This is a genomic window from Flavobacterium aestivum (assembly GCF_026870175.2).
Taxonomy (GTDB): Bacteria; Bacteroidota; Bacteroidia; order Flavobacteriales; family Flavobacteriaceae; genus Flavobacterium; species Flavobacterium aestivum.
The window spans coordinates 3,271,557-3,289,103 of the sequence record NZ_CP113977.2 but is presented as its reverse complement, the minus strand read 5'-3'; the positions used below and the strand labels follow the sequence as shown (position 1 = coordinate 3,289,103).

The window sequence follows — 17,547 nt, the reverse complement described above, 5'->3', positions numbered from 1 at the left end:
TGCTGATCTAATCTTTAAATCTTTAAATCCTTTAATCTTTGAATTTTTCCTAATGCTTTTTCATATCCAAAGCCACTTTTACCTTAGTAGAATCTTTTAGGGTCATAACTCCACTTGTTAATAAAGTATCACCCACTTTTAAGCCTGAAAGAACCAAGATAGTAGCATCAGTTCTAGTGGCAGTTTCTACCATAACTTCTTTGGCCATTCCATTATTAGAAATGTATACTTTTTTACCATTTTGAACTGGTATAATTGCTTCTGTTGGTACTACAATGGCATCTTTTATAGTGCTTAGAGGCAATATCACTTTTGCAAATGTTCCCGGTAATAGTTTTCCTTGACTGTTTTCTGTAATTGCTCTTACTTGAAGTGTTCGTGTTGCAACGGCAACTTCTGGTTCAATTGCATATACTTTGGCAATGAATTTCTCAGTAGATCCTTCAACAGTGAAACTTAAAGCGGTATTGGTTTTTACTTGTGAAGCATATTTCTCAGGAATCGAAAAAGTGATTTTTAATTTACTGCTGTTAACCAATTTGGCTACCAAAACTGTTGGAGTTATATAAGTTCCCGGTGAAATAGCGCGTAGACCAATTTTTCCTGAAAATGGAGCACGAACTGATGTTTTCGCAATTTGGGCTTTAATTAATTGACTCTGTGCTTGGGTAGATTTATGGTCAGCTCTTGCAATATCATATTCTTCTTGACTGATTGCTTCTTTTTGTAATAATAATTTAGCTCTTCTTTCATTTTCAGCAGCTAAACCTTCTTTAGTATTGGCTTGAGCCAATTGCGCTCTTAATTCAATATCATTTACTTTAAATAATAGTTGACCTTTAGTGACATTGCTTCCTTCTTGAAAATAAATCCCTTCAACTATTCCGGAAACTTCAGAATGAATTTCGATTTGTTCATTGGCTTCAATAGAACCCGAAAGCGATAAGTCGTTATCAAAAGTCTTTGGTTGAACTACAATTCCTGTTACGGAAATTGGTTTGTCCTTTTGGTCTTTATCTTTCGAACCATTATTTTTTGCATTGTTAGAAGAAATTCTATAACCGATGAATCCAACGAATCCGATTATCAATAAAGTGTAAACAACATTTTTTATTTTCATATTATAAGAGTGTAAAAGAAGTTTAAAAAATCCTTTGATGAGGATAATACAAATTTAGGTTTTAGAATTGTTAAAAATAGAGCTGTTAATTTTTATTTAACGTTTGTACATACAAATATTAAAATTAAGCAAAAATTTACTTTGTACATAGATACTTAGATAATCAAAAAACTGAAAGGTTTAATAGGGGAGAGGTGAGTTTCTAAGTTTTTGAGATGCTAAGCTTGTAAGTTACCGATAATCTTAGAATAATATTTTCTTTTGGTTTCGAAAAAAAATGATTGTTTTTTAGTCCTAACATTGCTTTGTCGGTGCTCAGTAGCTTAGCAACTCAACTAATATAATTCCAAATGTTTTTCTTTTTCGTCAATTCGATGAAAACGGCTTTTAGAATGGCGTTTTCCTGTTTTTGTAAAGGAGCATCATTCTTCAGAATTTGTATGGCATAGTTTCGTGCTAAAATCAGAACGTCTCTATCGCGAACAATATCGGCAATTTGAAGATTGAGAACACCACTTTGTTGGGTACCCATCAAATCTCCCGGGCCACGAAGTTTTAAATCTACCTCAGCAATTTCGAAACCATCATTGGTACTCACCATAGTTTCCATACGGGTTTTGCTGTCGCTTGATAATTTAAAGGAAGTCATCAAGATACAATAACTTTGGTCAGCACCACGGCCTACGCGACCTCGTAATTGATGAAGTTGTGATAATCCAAAACGCTCTGCACTTTCTATTATCATCACACTGGCATTAGGAACATTTACACCAACTTCAATTACGGTTGTGGCAACCATAATATTGGTTTTTCCTTCTGCGAAGCGTTTCATTTCTTCATCTTTTTCGGCAGGTTTCATTTTTCCGTGAAGAATCGAGATTGAATATTTTGGGAGTGGAAAATCGCGAGAAATACTCTCGTAACCGTCCATTAAATCTTTAAAATCCATTTTTTCCGATTCTTGAATCAGAGGATACACAATGTAAATTTGACGTCCCAGAGCAATTTCATCCCGAATGAATTTCCAAACTTTTAATCGATTAGAATCAAAACGATGTACAGTCTGAATGGGTTTTCTGCCTGGAGGCAATTCATCTATGACCGAAATATCTAAATCTCCATACAAGCTCATCGCTAAAGTTCTGGGAATAGGAGTAGCTGTCATTACCAAGATATGTGGCGGGACAGTATTCTTCTTCCATAATTTAGAGCGTTGCTCAACACCAAAACGGTGTTGCTCATCAATAACAGCTAAGCCTAAATTTTGGAATTTTACTTTGTCTTCTAATAGAGCATGTGTACCAATAAGTATCTGCAAACTTCCGTTTTCCAGCTCTTCATGTATGATTCTTCGTGCTGCAATTTTGGTAGAGCCGGTTAGGATTTTTATGTTGATATTCAAGGAAGCGGCCAATTTAGACAGTCCGATAAAATGCTGATTGGCCAAAATTTCGGTTGGAGCCATTAAGCAGGCCTGATAACCATTATCCAGTGCCAATAACATACTCATAAAAGCTACAATGGTTTTTCCTGAACCTACATCTCCCTGTAGTAATCGGTTCATTTGAGCATTGCTGCCCATGTCGGTTCTAATCTCTTTAATAACCTTTTTTTGAGCATTTGTCAATTCAAATGGCAAATGATTCTGATAAAATTCATTAAAAAGTTCGCCTACTTTGGTAAACGGAAAGCCCTTAATTTTATGTTTCCGAATCAAATTCTTTGTTATCAATTGCAGTTGAATAAAGAACAACTCCTCAAATTTTAATCGGAATTGGGCTTTCGCTAAAATTTCGGCACTCTTTGGAAAATGAATATTGAATAAAGCTGCATTTTTGGGTATCAGCTTGAGTTCGTTAGTTAAATAAGAAGGTAAGGTTTCGCTAAACAGAGCTTGGGTTTCCAGAAACAATTGTTGCATCATTTTGTTTACCACACGATTCGTTATTCCGCGATTGGCCAACGTTTCAGTAGATGGATAAACAGGCTGCATGGCTGAACGCAGACTTTTTTGGTGCTCGCTCAATAATTCGATTTCGGGATGCGCCATGCTGTATTGACTACCGTATTGTGCGCATTTTCCAAAAATAACACACACTTCGTTAAGCTTTAGACTTTCTCTAATCCATTTGTGGCCTTGAAACCAGTTCAGATCCATCTGTCCGGTATCATCTATAAATGTGGCAACCAATCGTTTTTGATTGCGACCAAACTCAACTGTTTTAATATTGATGATCTTACCAATAATCTGAACCTCAGCAATATTATTTTGTAGTTCATTAATCTTATAATAGCGAGTGCGATCGATATAGCGATTCGGAAAAAAATTGACTAAATCTCCATACTTAAAAATACCTAATTCCTTACGCAATAATGCACCTCGATTGGGACCAACACCTTTAAGATATTCTATGGGAGTTTCTAGGAGATTATTAGACATTATTGATTTTATATTTTAGAATGCAGATTTTATATTTTTAGTGAATAGAGTAAAGAATTTAGAAAATAGATTTTGTGAGTTAGAGTTTCATGTTTTTAAGTCTATTCTTTTTATTCTATTTTCTATTTATTTTTTGAAAGCGAAGATAGTTTTTTGTTTGCGAATTTAAAAGATACAAATTTTTGAATTTATACATAGAAATCTTTGTTTAGTCTTTCTTTTTTTGATTGAAATTAAAAATAATCAAATACTTGATTTGTAGGTATTTATGAATATATAACATTTTCATGGAAATTATTTACAAAAAAATAATCGCTATTCTTGCGAGCCCTTTAAAATAAAGGCTTCACATTGTGTATATGATATTTTTTTATATCAAAAATTACGAAAAACAAAAAAAAATAGCCAAATTTTTATCAAAAACGTGATATTTTAATATTGTTTCATGTTAAGATAATGTAAATTTTGCATGTATTCTATGTTTAATTTTACAAAAAATAACCTACATTATGAAAAAAAAATTATTTCTGCTTATGTTTTATCTATTTGTGATAAACATAAATGCTCAAGAGCAAAGTTGTAGAGCCAAAGAAGAAAATGAGCTCATTTACAAGAACAATCCGAATTCTCGAAAAGAGCGTTCCGATTTTGATGTCTATAGTAGAAAATTTGCAGTACAACGTGCAAAATCAACTACTAGCAAAGCGGCTGCTGTAACTTATACTATTCCTGTGGTATTTCATGTCTACGGGACAGTACAAAGTGGTAAAACAGTGACTTACGAAAAAATTGTAAATCATCTTAAGCAGCTTAATGATGATTTTAATGGACTAAATGCTGATTATAATACAGTTGAACCTTTCTTCCAGGCAAGAAGATCAACTTTAAATATTCAGTTCAAACTGGCTAAAATTGATCCAAACGGAGGTTGTACTACAGGAGTAGTGTTTCACTCTGCTAAAAATGGATACGGCAATGGGGGAGGTTATGACGACCAGATTGCTGCAGATGCCTGGGATAATACAAAGTATATGAATATTTATATTCAGAATGATTTGTATAATAATGGCACCTTAAATAATTCGGGTGTAGCTTGGTATCCAGATTCTGGAATGACAGCAAGCAATACAGCTCGAGTTGTTTTTAATGGTGCTTATCTTTATGATAATTCTGCAAATAAAGAATTCTCTTCTACATTGACACATGAATTTGGTCATTTTCTAAACTTAATCCACACTTTTGAAGGTGGATGTACAGGAACTGATGAAGTAGATGATACTCCAGTTGAAGATGCTAAACACACCTTATCCTGTACTCCGGGGACAAACTGTTCGGGTGATAAGGTTAATATCGAGAATTACATGGGATATAATGGTGCACAAGGCTGTTACAAAATGTTTACCCAAGGACAAGTTACAAGAATGTTGGCAGCTTTAGAACATCCGGCACGAAAATCATTATGGCAACCAGCTAACTTAATTGCTACAGGTGTTAATTCTGGAGGAGCTTCAATAGCTTCGGTAGTAAGTGCTTTTAAGGAAGCAGTTGCAAACAATGGTACATTTGATGGTACATCAGTAATAGCAATAAGCGGAACAAAAACTTTTTCTAAATCATCTGGAACTTTAGTAGCTGGAACAGACTATACTTCTACATTTCCGGCTGGAATAACTCCTGTCTTAACAGTTAATAGCAATTCTCAATTAACACTCTCATTTACTGGTGCCGCAACGAATCATGCAGTTATCAATAATTCAATAGGATCAATTACATTCAAGGATGCTGCATTTACAGGCGGATTATCCGGTTTGTCTTGTACTAGTTTGAATTTCTCTATGAATTTTGTAGATCCTTATGGGATATTTTATGTTGATATGGCTGATGTAAATATTTCTGCCGCTCAAACTTGGAAAGCATTTGAAATTGTCAAAGGTGATGATGCTCGTTATGGAGGATGGAGATTCGCAGCAAATCATCTGAAAATTGAGACGTATGATAAAAAATTAGTTTGCCAGGCAGGATCAAGAAACATAACAAAATTAGGTTACAATGTACCAATTAGCGGAAGCTCAAATTTTGTAGCACCTAATGCTTATCCAGATGAATTGGATCTTAGAACGTCTACATATACAACTTGGGATGGACAAGTAGGTTATGTAGGGTTTCAATATCTTATAGATGGACTTCCTTGTTATGGATGGTTTAAGGTAAGTGTAAATGCTAATGGCGATGGATATTCCATAACTGAGTATGCATATAACACACAACCAAATGCAGCAATATACACCGGAATTACTGCAAAAGCCGCCGTAACAGTTTCTGCAGATACTTTATATGAAGCTGATACTAACAATGGTAGTGTTACTTCTAATAGTATAATTACTTTGTCAACTAATAATGCCACTTTTACAAAAAGCTCAGGAAATTTAGTTCTAGGGACAGATTACACCATTTCTGGTGTTCCTTCTGGTTTAAACGCTGTATTAACTATGCAAAATAATGCTAATGTAGCTCTTTCTTTTACAGGTGCAGCTTCACAACATTTAGAAACAAATAGCGCTTCAGTTGTAGTAACATTTTTGAATGCCGCAATTACTGGTGGTACATCTATTCTTGCATCTGATAAAGTTACCGTTAAAATAGCATTTGAAAATCCTTATGGAATATACTATGTCGATATGGCTGATGCTAGCGCTGACACAAATAACCAATGGAAATATTTTGAAACTATGCCTAGTGATGATTCGCCTTTTGGAGCTTGGTGGTATGCTGCTAATCACTTAAAATTAGAAACCTATACAAAAAAATTAGTATGTCAAACAGGTACTAGAAATATCACTAAATTAGGATTGGGCGAAGCTGTGAATGGCACAAGAAACATAACTGCGCCTGGAGCATATCCTGACCAATTAGATCTTCGCACACCAACTTATAAAGCGTGGGATGGGCAAACTGGATATATTGGTTTTGAATACTTAAATAGAGGGCGTATTTGTTATGGTTGGTTAAAAGCAACTGTAGCTGCAGATGGTAATAGCTATACAGTTTTAGAGTATGGATACAATACACAACCCGGAGGAACTATATATACGGGGAATAGCTTTCCTGTTACCGTAAATGCTCCAAGTAATTTAGTTGCTACTGCTAATTCAGGATCATTGCAAGTAGGATTAACCTGGACGGATAATGCAAACAATGAAACTGCCTATACTGTTGAAAGAGCAACAGGAAGTGGTGCATATAGTGTTATTGCTACTTTAGGTGTAAATGCGACTTCTTATACAGATACAGGAGTTGCAGCAGGAACTACTTATTCTTATAAGATAAGAGTCAATGCAGGAAGTACCTATTCAAATTATTCTAATGTTGCAACTGCTACTATCAGTGCTATTACCGTAAATACTCCTAGTAATCTTGTAGCAACTGCTAATTCAGCATCACTGCAAGTAGGATTAACTTGGGCAGATAATGCAACCAACGAAACTGCTTATACAGTTGAGAGAGCTACAGGAAGCGGTGCATATACTGTTATTGCATTCCTAGGAGCAAATGCGGCTTCTTATACAGATACAGGACTTGCTGCAGGAACTACCTATTCTTATAAAGTAAGAGCTAATGCAGGAACTACCTATTCAAATTATTCTAATGTTGCTTCTGCAACTATAAACGGAGCCATTACTGTAAATACTCCAAGCAACCTTGTTGCAACTGCTAATTCAACAGCATTGCAAGTAGGATTGACTTGGACAGATAATGCAACGAACGAAACGGCTTATTCTGTAGAAAGAGCAACTGGTAGCGGATCATATAGTGTGATTGCAACACTAGGTGCTAATGTAGTTTCATATACAGATACAGGACTTGCAGCAGGAACTACTTATTCTTATAAAGTAAGAGCCAATGCAGGAACCACTTATTCAAGTTATTCTAATGTTGGCACAGCAACAATTGCTTCTACAGGAGTTGCTGCACCAGTAGTCTCAGCCAATGGAGTTTATGTTGATGGATTTTATACTTATTGGGGATCGGCGATCAGCGGAACAAGTTATGAAGTGCAGTTGTATAATTCTGCTACAGGTTGGACTACTTTTGGGACTTCTACTACGTATTATTTGTATATTCCAAAACAAGGAGCTACCACTAGTTATACATTTAGAGTAAGAGCTATTAACGCTTCAGGAACTAGCAATTGGAGTAATGTTGTAGATGTTACTTTACCGGGAGCTTTAGCGACACCAACTCCGGGTAATTCAGGAATTTATGCTTCAGGATTTTATTCTTCTTGGGTATTAGTAAATAACGCAACTAGTTATGAAGTACAATTGTATAATTCTGCTACTGGTTGGTCTACATTTGGTACTTCAACTATTTATTATTTATGGATTCCTAAACAAGGAACTGATGTAAATTACAGGTTTAGAGTAAGAGCAGTAAATGCAACTGGTATTAGTGAGTGGAGTAATTATGTAGATATTTCTCTACCATTAGCTGGACCTGTGGCTGCAAATGAACCAAATGGATCAACAGATAAACAAGCATTTTTAATTTATCCTAATCCAGCATCTAGCAATGTTAATTTTAGTTTAAATAATGAAAACATTACATCGGGAACTTTATACATTTACAATTCCTTTGGAAAATTAGTGGATGTTGTAAGAAATCAATCTAATTATTCTGTTAGTCATTTACCAAAAGGTGTTTATATCGTAAAATTAGTAGATAATTCTATTGAAGTAACTAAGAGTTTAATTGTGAAATAATTCCAAAATCATAAATACCTAACTATGCTAAAATAGGCTATCATTACTGGTAGCCTATTTTTTTAGGATATAAGTTATAATTTTCAGGATAAACTTAAATAATGTTTATAATCTGGGATGTGTTTTTTATATATCTAATATTTGAAAGATGTGATATTTTAAAAATACTAGTCTTTTTCCTAGGTAATAATACTTATTTTGTAATAAAAAAGGTCTAATTTGTTGTTTTGTATTAAATTTTATATATATTTGGTTATACAACAAATGATTTTATAAAAACATTCTGAAATAAACGAACAGTCTTAATGAAGCTATATTGATTTAATATATTAACTTTTTACTAATTCAAATTGTGTTTTTTTTCTTTACTCTATCGGTTAGCCGGTAGAGTTTTTTCTTTTATGCCACATAAGCTTATTAAAATATTAAGGATTATGAGAATAATTGGAAATCGTTATTATTCAATTTACCTTCGCAAAACAAAACAGTTTAAAAAATGATAACTCATCTCGCACTCCTTCGTGGCATCAATGTTTCTGGTCACAATATGATAAAAATGGACGCTTTGAAAGCAACTTTAGAAGCAATAGGTTTTCAAAATGTGCAAACGTATATACAATCCGGAAATGTTTTTGTGGATACAGAGGAGGAAAATCCTGCGAAAGTTGGATTTTTAATCAAACAGGAGATTTTTAAGGTTTTTGGACATGAAGTGCCTATTGTTGTTATTGGCAAATCGGACTTAGAAAGTTGTTTCAAGAACAATGTGTTTTTGAAAGAATCAGAAGTTGATACTAAAAGATTGTATGTGGCTTTTATTTCGATAGCTTTACGAAGCGAAAGCATCAATGATTTAAAAATGAGTCAAGTAAAACCTGATGAGGCACATATAGATGAAAGCAGAATCTACATTAAATATTCAGTAGGAGCAGGGAAAACCAGATTTGACCAAAAATACATTGAAAAAAAGCTGAATGTAACAGCTACCATGCGCAATTGGAACACAGTGACACAGTTATTGAAAATATTTGGAGAGAGATAAATGAAATTTTTTTCAAAAAAAAACATAATTAGACGCAACTTTTTGCAATTTGTTGCGTCTAATAGATAATTGTAAAAACGAAAAATGAGATATCTTACTTTTATTATCGCTTTTATTACTGTTTTTTCTTCCTGCTCGAAAGACACAGAAGAAACCGCAGACAATCATCTTGAAAAATGGACGTTAGTGAAAATGTATGGATCTATGTTTGATTCAGTAACTACTGAAGTAGCAATGGAATGGCAGGAATATTATTTGTTCAACAAAGACGGAACATTTACAAAATCCAGAATTCGAAACAATATTGAAACAAAAGCTATAGGAACATACACTACAATAGATTATCAATACGGAAAATATTTAGAATTAACATACCTAAAAGACAGTGAAATTATAGGAAGTTGTTTCGGAAATTTAAAAGAAGTGCTTCATTTTAAAACTAATAATATTTTATCTAGTGAATGGAGTGCTTGCGATGGCCCCGGACTAGAATACCAAAAGGTAGATTAATGAGGATTGTTTACCATGTTTTGTTAATAATTTGATTAATTTCAATTATTGCAAATTTTGAAAAGAGAACTCTAAAGCATAAGAGCTTTATTGTTCTCTTTTTTTATTTCTGGATGAGGTAGAATGACATTTTAGAAAAAAAAGATTCAAACTGCAAAAAATATTTATATTTACTTTTATTTTACCGAGAAGTAACACTATACTAATTCTTTAAGCTCAAAAAAATGAAATTTAAACTTTCGATTATTTTCACTCTAACATTAGTTTATGCGACAATAGCGCAAAATGGAAACCCTACTGATTATTTATCGGCTCAGTTTCATAAAGACCGAAGAGAGGCTTTGCGTAAAAAAATGCCAAAGAATAGTGTAGCAGTCTTTTTTGGAAATGCAGTCAGAAACAGAGCCAATGATGTAGATTATGTATATCATCAAGATCCAAATTTTTATTACTTAACCGGATATAATGAACCTAATTGTGTTTTGGTTCTATTTTCGGATAATCAAACCAATAAGGAAGGGAAAACCTATAATGAATTGATTTATGTTCAGGAAAAAAATCCAAATGCAGAACAATGGACAGGTGTGCGTTTAGGGGTAGATGGAGCTAAAAAGAGCTTGGGTTTTGATAATGCTCTTAACGGAAAAGAATTTTTAAACTCAGGCATTGATTTTTATAGCTTTAGTAACGTGTTCTTTACCGATTTTAAAGATGATTATCGTGATTCTCAAAAAGAAGAAGCTAGTTTATACAAGTTAATAGCTTCTTTTAAAAAGCAAATTGGATACAATGTAAAAACGGAAGCTAAAACCAATTCTAGTCTTAAAAATGAGATTACAGTAAATAAAAGTATAACTCCCCAAAAAGCTAATATAGATACTAAAACAATTACTGCTTATATGGCAAGTTTACGTGAAGTTAAGTCGAAAGAAGAAATGGTTTTATTGACTAAAGCAGTTAAAATTTCGGCAATAGGACAGCGCGAAACAATGAAAGCAATGCATCCCGGAATGTCAGAAACAGAAATTCAAGGAATTCATGAATTTGTCTATAAAAAATATGGTAGTGAGTTTGAAGGATATCCTTCTATAGTAGGTGCAGGAAATAACGGTTGTGTTTTGCATTATATAGAAAACAGCAAAATGAAAGTCGAAAATGATCTAGTGTTAATGGATTTAGGGGCCGAGTACCACGGCTATACAGCCGATGTTACCAGAACGATTCCTGCAAACGGTAAATTTTCACCAGAACAAAAAATAATCTATGATTTAGTGTACGAAGCTCAGGAAGCAGGTATTGCCATGGTTAAAATTGGTAATAGTTTTGCAGCACCAGATGAAGCGGCTCGAAATATAATCAGCAATGGTTTGGTAAAATTGGGAATCATTAAAACACCAGAAGAATCAAGAAAATACTTCCCACATGGAACTTCTCATCATATAGGTTTGGATGTACACGATCCAGGACTATATAACACATTCGAGAAAGATATGGTACTTACTGTTGAACCGGGTATTTATATTCCGATAGGAAGTGATTGTGATAAAAAATGGTGGGGAATAGCGGTACGAATTGAAGATGATATATTGGTTACAGCAAATGAGCCAATAAATTTATCTGCAGATGCACCTAGAAAATCAAATGAAATAGAAAGCCTTATGGCTGAGAAAAGTGTTTTGGATGCTTTTGATTTACCAAAGTTGAATTAAAACAATCCATAAACTAGTTTTAAATATTTTCATAATCAAAATTCATATTTAATTGACTCCACCCATATATGTTCTAGGAACAGGACTTTCGCATAACGGTTCGGCTGTATTGTTAAAAAATGGCCGTGTTTGTGTAGGTATAGAAAAAGAACGAATCAGCAGAAAAAAACATGATGGAGGTAATGACAACTTGGCGATTCAATACTGTTTGGATGCGGAAGGTATAGTGTTAAGTGATGTTGCCTTAGTAGTACAATGCGCCAATTTTGATATTCCTGACCGGAATCAGTTTAAAGGCGAAAGAATTTTTGCAAGAACAAATGAACCAGAGATTGTAAATATATCGCATCATTTAGCACATGCTTATAGTGCTGTAGGAACCTCACCTTTTTCTGAATGCGCAGTAATGGTAATTGATGGTTGCGGTAGTCCATTGCATCAGTTTTTAAGCATGCATCCGGAACAAGAAAGGTATATTGATCCTTCATTTTTGAATGAAAGCCAAATGATATGCGAAAAAGATAGTTTTTATCATTTTGATGGTCAAAAACTCACTCCATTGCTTAAAGATTTCAGCAAAATGTCCGATGCAGCTGTTAGTGAACTAAAACTTCCAACCACACAACATTCCATAGGTGGTTTTTATGCAGCAATAAGTTTGTATGTATTTGGAGATATGGACGATGTGGGTAAATTAATGGGACTTGCTCCATTTGGAGATGCAAAGGATTTTAATTTTGATGCTTTTGAATTTCAATCCGGTAGTTTATTGGTTAAGGATAGTTGGAAAAAACACTTTAGGAATCCATCAAAAGGGTATGATTATTTTAAAGAACACTTTTCCTATTATGCCAATGTTGCAAAATGGGCGCAAGAGCAAGTAGAAAAAGCAGTTATTAGTTGTATTGCTAATCGATTGGAACGATTTCCACATAAAAATTTATGTTATACAGGTGGCGTTGCTCTTAATGCAGTTGCTAATGCTAAACTTGAAGATACCAAAATAGTTCAGAATATTTATTTCGAACCAGCCGCTGGTGATAATGGGCTAGCATTGGGCTGTGCTTATTACGGCTGGCTTGAATATTTAAAAATGCCAAAGGTAACTCACGATGGAAGTACTTGTTTTGGCAAGCAATACAATGAAGAACTGATAGATGAAGCACTCGATAAAGAATCTAATGAAAACTATACTCAAAAGAAATTTGAAAGTGAGGAGAGTTTAATTTTATACTGTGCCAAAAAGTTAAACGAAGGTAAAACAATAGCTTGGTTTCAATCAGGTTCAGAATTTGGACCTCGTTCGTTAGGAAGAAGAAGTATTTTGGCGCATCCCGGAATACAGGGAATGAAAGCTCATATTAATAGAAATATCAAGTTTAGGGAAGATTTTCGTCCATTTGCTCCAGCAGTTTTAAAAGAAAAAGTTACACATTATTTTGAATCCGGCAGAAATAGCCCTTATATGATATTGGTTGATAAAACCCGTGCCGAATATCTCGAACAATTGTGTAATGTAACGCATTGCGATGGATCAGCTCGAGTGCAAACTGTTGAGGAAAACTGGAATCCAAGATTTGCTAAATTGTTAAAAGAATTTGAAAAACAAAGTGGTATAGCCGTATTGCTCAATACGAGTTTGAACAAAAAAGGAATGCCAATAGTAGAAACTCCAGAGGAGGCTCTGTACTTATTTGGAATTTCAGCATTGGATATTTTAGTTCTTGAAAATGTGGTAATCGAAAAAAATAATGCTTCAGAATAATTTATTTAATCTCTTTAATTAGATCATTAGCCACGACTGAGCCCATACGTTGTAACTCAGCTATTATGAGTTGTTTTTGTTCATCACTCATCATAGGTTTTGGTCTTATGAATTGATCAGGGTGGGCTTCCGCAAAAAAGAGTTGATCTGTCCAATCATTCCGAATACCGTCGATAACCAAATGTATGCGGTCATTTGTTCCCCGATTCGCTACAGAATGTATAAAATTTGCATCAATATACCAGCATTCACCTTCATTCATTATAATACGATTGCCATCCAAAATAAACTCTACTTCACTATTGGTAATAATTGGGATATGCAATCTAAAAGAACCATCTTCATATCCCAAGCAATGATCACTGTGAGGTTTTATTTCCGCCCCAACGGCTAATTGTAACAAGCGTACTGCAGTTTTTTCGAATAAAAAACCATCTAGAATGGCTTTAAAATAATCACAAGAATCCAGAACCTCTGTATTTATAATGGGTTCATTATTATTTGGTAAAGCATATATAGCATCCGATTTTCCTCCTTGTGACATCAGGGCTATAGAAGTCCATTTGCCTGAATAATCATTGGTGTTGTAATGATCAACCCAATTTTGTTTCAATACTTTTTGAACATCAGCTTTCAAACGTTCTGTATCAAAAACAATAGGGAATTTTATTGTGCGTATTAGCTCTTCCATAACTTAGTCTCTTAACCATTTTTGCATTATAGGAAAAGCTTTTTTTCCTTCAATTGCTGCTCTGTTTTCACTCAAAGTAAGTCCAGCCCATTCCAGAAAAGGCAAACCGATATGATTCCCGCTGCTAAAATTTGAAATAAACCAATCTGAATTATTTTTATATCCATTGGGATGAAAAACAAATTCCAGAGGCAATTCTAAATGACAAATGGCTGCATACGACCATAAAATGGCACCAATCTCATCGCCCTGAGTTGGCCAGTCTTTTGGCATTTCTTCTGTCCCAACCAGTTTCCTTTCTGATGAGGTTGTAACTGCTAAATGTCCAGCTTCGTGTAAAATATCGCCTGGATATAATAACTTTTCAAAATCGATATAAATGCAATTTGCTCCTAGGCATAATCCCGGTAAAAAGGTAGTTTCGTCCAACTTTTTTTCGATAATATCAATTCCGATAGTATTCAAAAAAAACAAAACTTTTTCTAATGCTTCATTATCGTTTTTGGTTATCATAATAATTTATTAAAGGTTAATTCATCTTCTGCGATAAGTTTATTTTACCACCAAATCACAATACCAAAAACCATAATCAAAAGCATCCGATGCCGAAGTATCACAAGCCGTATCTGAGGAATCTTCTTCTTTTGGTTTTTCATATTTGCGATAAACAACTTCACCAATTTCAAATTCAATTGGTTTGGAGAAAATAGGTCCGTCAAAAGCAAAGGTGTGAAATTCCCCATTCTCACCGCAGACATCTACATTTTCTGGTAAATCATTAATGAAGTCTTGATCAATCACTCGACCAACGAAACTTTTATCCAAAAATCTTTCGTTAACACAAACCACAATGGTTTTGAATCCTAATGCAATAAATTCTTGAATTAAATCATGAGTAGGTATTTTCCAGAGCGGGAACACGCCTTCAAAACCCATTTCGGACAATTTATTTTCTCTGTATTTTCGTAAATCTTCCAGAAAAATATCTCCAAAAACAGAATGTGTAATTCCTTGCTCTTTTAATTTGGTGAGGGTAGTTTGCATAACGGACTCATAGACTTCCATCGTTGGCATTTCTGGAATTTGCATGATCTCTAGTGGTAATCCAATGCTTTTAGCTTGTTGTTCTAGTAATTCAACCCGAACGCCATGCATAGAAATACGCTGAAACTGATGATTGACACTCGTTAATAAACAGCTAATTTCATATTCTTCGTCTTGTAGTATTTTATAAAGAGCTAAAGCAGAATCTTTTCCGCTGCTCCAATTAAAAAGGGCTTTCTTCTTCAATGGTAATAGGTTAGATTATTCTGGAAGTAAACTTACAAATTAAGTTCGATTTGTTGGTCAAACCTTTGTAACTTTGAATAACTTAAGCGTCAATTTTAATTTAAATGAAATACATTTTCCTGTTTTTATCCACAATTGTATTAGCACAACAAACAAAATCAGTAGATTTTAAAACCGTTTATGGTCAAATTACTATAAATCTAAATAACAAAAGCATTACAGGGTTAGTAAACTACACGTTTGAGGTATTGAAACCTATTGATACCATCAAAATTGATGCACAAAATATGATATTCTCTGAAGTGGAGTTGAATCAAAAAAATATTCCATTTCAAACCAACGGAAAAGAATTGCTTTTGATATATCGGTTTCAAAAAGGCAAAAATTCCATTCAGTTTAGATACGAAGCCAAGCCTAAGCAAACTATGTATTTTGTGGGATCTGAAGCCACAAATAATTTACAGATTTGGACACAAGGGCAAGGAAAATACACCAGTCATTGGTTTCCGAGTTTTGATGATGTCAATGAGAAAGTAATTTTTAATATGGATGTTGCTTTTGATTCTAAATATCAGGTGTTGTCAAATGGCGTTTTAAAAAACAAAGCAGGGAATAACAATGTAACCCTTTGGAGTTATCAAATGGAAAAACCAATGAGTTCCTACTTATTAATGGTTGCTATTGGAAGATTTGATAAAAGCATAGCAAATGCAAAATCAGGAGTTTCATTAGAAATGTATATCGATCCGAAGGATGTTTCTAGACGAGAACCAACCTATCGTTATTCTAAAGAAATTTTTAATTATTTGGAAAAAGAAATAGGAGTGAAATATCCTTGGAAAATCTATAGACAAATCCCTGTTTCAGAGTTTTTGTATGCAGGTATGGAGAACACTAGCACAACATTATTCACAACACGTTATGTGGTGGATGCTATTGGTTTTGAAGATCGCAGTTATACCAATGTCAATGCCCACGAACTGGCGCACCAATGGTTTGGAGATTTAATCACTGCTCAAAGTGGGAAAGACCACTGGTTACAAGAAGGCTTTGCAACCTATTATGCATTACTGGCGGAGAGATCTATCTATGGTGACGATTATTTTTATTCCAAACTATATGAATCGTCAATGCAACTCAAGCAAGCCTCCAAAACGGATACAATTCCGGTTTTAAATACCAAAGCAAGTTCTTTATCTTTTTATCAAAAAGGAGCTTGGGCTCTGCATGTTTTAAGAGAAGGAATAGGGGAGAAAGCTTTTAGGAAAGCGGTAAAAAACTATCTTAAAAAATATGCTTATCAAAATGTGACAACGCAAAATTTCTTTGACGAAATCAAGAAAGTGTCGGATTATGATTTAGAGACTTTTAGTAAAGTGTGGCTTGAAACACCTGTGTTTAATACTGAGGAAGCCAATAGTTTATTGATGAAAAATAATGCAATGAAGATTCAGCTTGAAGTTGCTAAACTAAGGAATAAACCACTTTCGGAAAAATATGCCTTCTTCGAAAAAACACTACAATCTGATGTTTATTTTACAGTAAAAGTGTCTATTGTTAGTCAGCTCATGAAAGAGAAATTTGAAGATAAAAAACAGTTATTGCGATTGGCGCTACAAACTCAAAATCTTCAGGTTCGTCAGGCTGTAGCAAATACACTTCAAAAAATACCCGAAGAATTCAGAACCGAGTATGAAACATTACTGAATGATAAATCCTATCAAACACAGGAATCTGCTCTGTATTATTTATGGAATAGTTTTCAAAATAAAAGAGTCGATTATTTAGAAAAATCAAAAGATTGGATGGGATTTAATGATTTTAATCTTCGAATTCTGTGGTTGTCTTTAGCAGCTTCAACACCTGAATACTTAACCAACAAAGAAACGTATCTTCAAGAGTTAGTTAATTACTCTTCTCCTAAATATGAGGCCACAACACGACAAAATGCTTTAGAATATCTAATCAATTTTAACGTTATCAACGAAGATGTTTTAAAGAATTTAGTCAATGCCACAACGCATCATATGTGGCAATTTTCAAAATTTGGTAGAGAGAACATTCGTATTTTATTAAAAACTCCAGAAATCAGGACTGCTTTCCAAACCATATTGCCTAGTTTAAACGAAAAAGAACAATTTCAATTGGATAGATTGTTAAAGGAATAGAGATTGATTTAAGTTGCTGAGGAACTAAGTTTCTAAGCGGCTAAACATAGTT

Annotated in this window: 11 protein-coding genes; 6 read left to right on the top strand and 5 right to left on the bottom strand. The window is 33.9% G+C overall.

What is annotated here, in order from left to right; translation table 11 throughout:
* Nucleotides 1-49: 49 nt before the first annotated feature.
* Nucleotides 50-1,120 (bottom strand): efflux RND transporter periplasmic adaptor subunit, encoded by a 1,071-nt coding sequence (locus tag OZP08_RS14060; RefSeq protein ID WP_268846714.1) that lies wholly within the window; start codon nucleotides 1,118-1,120, stop codon nucleotides 50-52.
* A gap of 331 nt (nucleotides 1,121-1,451) precedes the next feature.
* Nucleotides 1,452-3,560 carry an ATP-dependent DNA helicase RecG gene (recG, locus tag OZP08_RS14055; protein WP_281322143.1) on the bottom strand — a complete coding sequence of 703 codons (2,109 nt, stop codon included), beginning with the start codon at nucleotides 3,558-3,560 and terminating at the stop codon, nucleotides 1,452-1,454.
* A gap of 509 nt (nucleotides 3,561-4,069) precedes the next feature.
* Here recG and OZP08_RS14050 point away from each other — a divergent pair.
* The 5 genes from OZP08_RS14050 (at nucleotide 4,070) to OZP08_RS14030 (ending at nucleotide 13,346) form a co-directional block, all read left to right on the top strand.
* Nucleotides 4,070-8,320 (top strand): M43 family zinc metalloprotease, encoded by a 4,251-nt coding sequence (locus tag OZP08_RS14050; RefSeq protein WP_281322142.1) that lies wholly within the window; start codon nucleotides 4,070-4,072, stop codon nucleotides 8,318-8,320.
* Between the two features lie 496 nt (nucleotides 8,321-8,816).
* Complete coding sequence (locus OZP08_RS14045; protein WP_281322141.1) at nucleotides 8,817-9,362, top strand: DUF1697 domain-containing protein; 546 nt, start codon at nucleotides 8,817-8,819, stop codon at nucleotides 9,360-9,362.
* 84 nt (nucleotides 9,363-9,446) lie between these two features.
* Nucleotides 9,447-9,872, top strand: coding sequence for a hypothetical protein (locus OZP08_RS14040; RefSeq protein ID WP_268846712.1), 426 nt, complete (start codon nucleotides 9,447-9,449; stop codon nucleotides 9,870-9,872).
* Between the two features lie 224 nt (nucleotides 9,873-10,096).
* The gene (locus OZP08_RS14035; RefSeq protein WP_281322140.1) at nucleotides 10,097-11,581 is read left to right on the top strand and encodes an aminopeptidase P N-terminal domain-containing protein; all 1,485 of its coding nucleotides are present in this window, start codon (nucleotides 10,097-10,099) and stop codon (nucleotides 11,579-11,581) included.
* A gap of 52 nt (nucleotides 11,582-11,633) precedes the next feature.
* A complete protein-coding gene (locus OZP08_RS14030; RefSeq protein ID WP_281322139.1) occupies nucleotides 11,634-13,346 on the top strand; it encodes a carbamoyltransferase family protein in 1,713 nt (570 codons plus the stop codon).
* A 1-nt stretch (nucleotide 13,347) separates the two neighbouring features.
* Here OZP08_RS14030 and OZP08_RS14025 read toward each other — a convergent pair whose 3' ends face one another.
* The 3 genes from OZP08_RS14025 to OZP08_RS14015 are packed head-to-tail and all read right to left on the bottom strand — an operon-like array spanning nucleotide 13,348 to nucleotide 15,327.
* Entirely contained in the window at nucleotides 13,348-14,037 is a 690-nt protein-coding gene (locus OZP08_RS14025; protein ID WP_281322138.1) for an aspartyl/asparaginyl beta-hydroxylase domain-containing protein, read from the bottom strand.
* Nucleotides 14,038-14,040: 3 nt separating this feature from the next.
* The gene (locus OZP08_RS14020) at nucleotides 14,041-14,550 is read right to left on the bottom strand and encodes a hypothetical protein (RefSeq protein WP_281322137.1); all 510 of its coding nucleotides are present in this window, start codon (nucleotides 14,548-14,550) and stop codon (nucleotides 14,041-14,043) included.
* A gap of 39 nt (nucleotides 14,551-14,589) precedes the next feature.
* Nucleotides 14,590-15,327 (bottom strand): Dph6-related ATP pyrophosphatase, encoded by a 738-nt coding sequence (locus OZP08_RS14015; RefSeq protein WP_268846707.1) that lies wholly within the window; start codon nucleotides 15,325-15,327, stop codon nucleotides 14,590-14,592.
* Between the two features lie 104 nt (nucleotides 15,328-15,431).
* Between OZP08_RS14015 and OZP08_RS14010 the strand changes: the two genes are divergently transcribed.
* Nucleotides 15,432-17,495 carry a M1 family metallopeptidase gene (locus OZP08_RS14010; RefSeq protein ID WP_281322136.1) on the top strand — a complete coding sequence of 688 codons (2,064 nt, stop codon included), beginning with the start codon at nucleotides 15,432-15,434 and terminating at the stop codon, nucleotides 17,493-17,495.
* The last annotated feature ends 52 nt before the right edge of the window (nucleotides 17,496-17,547 follow it).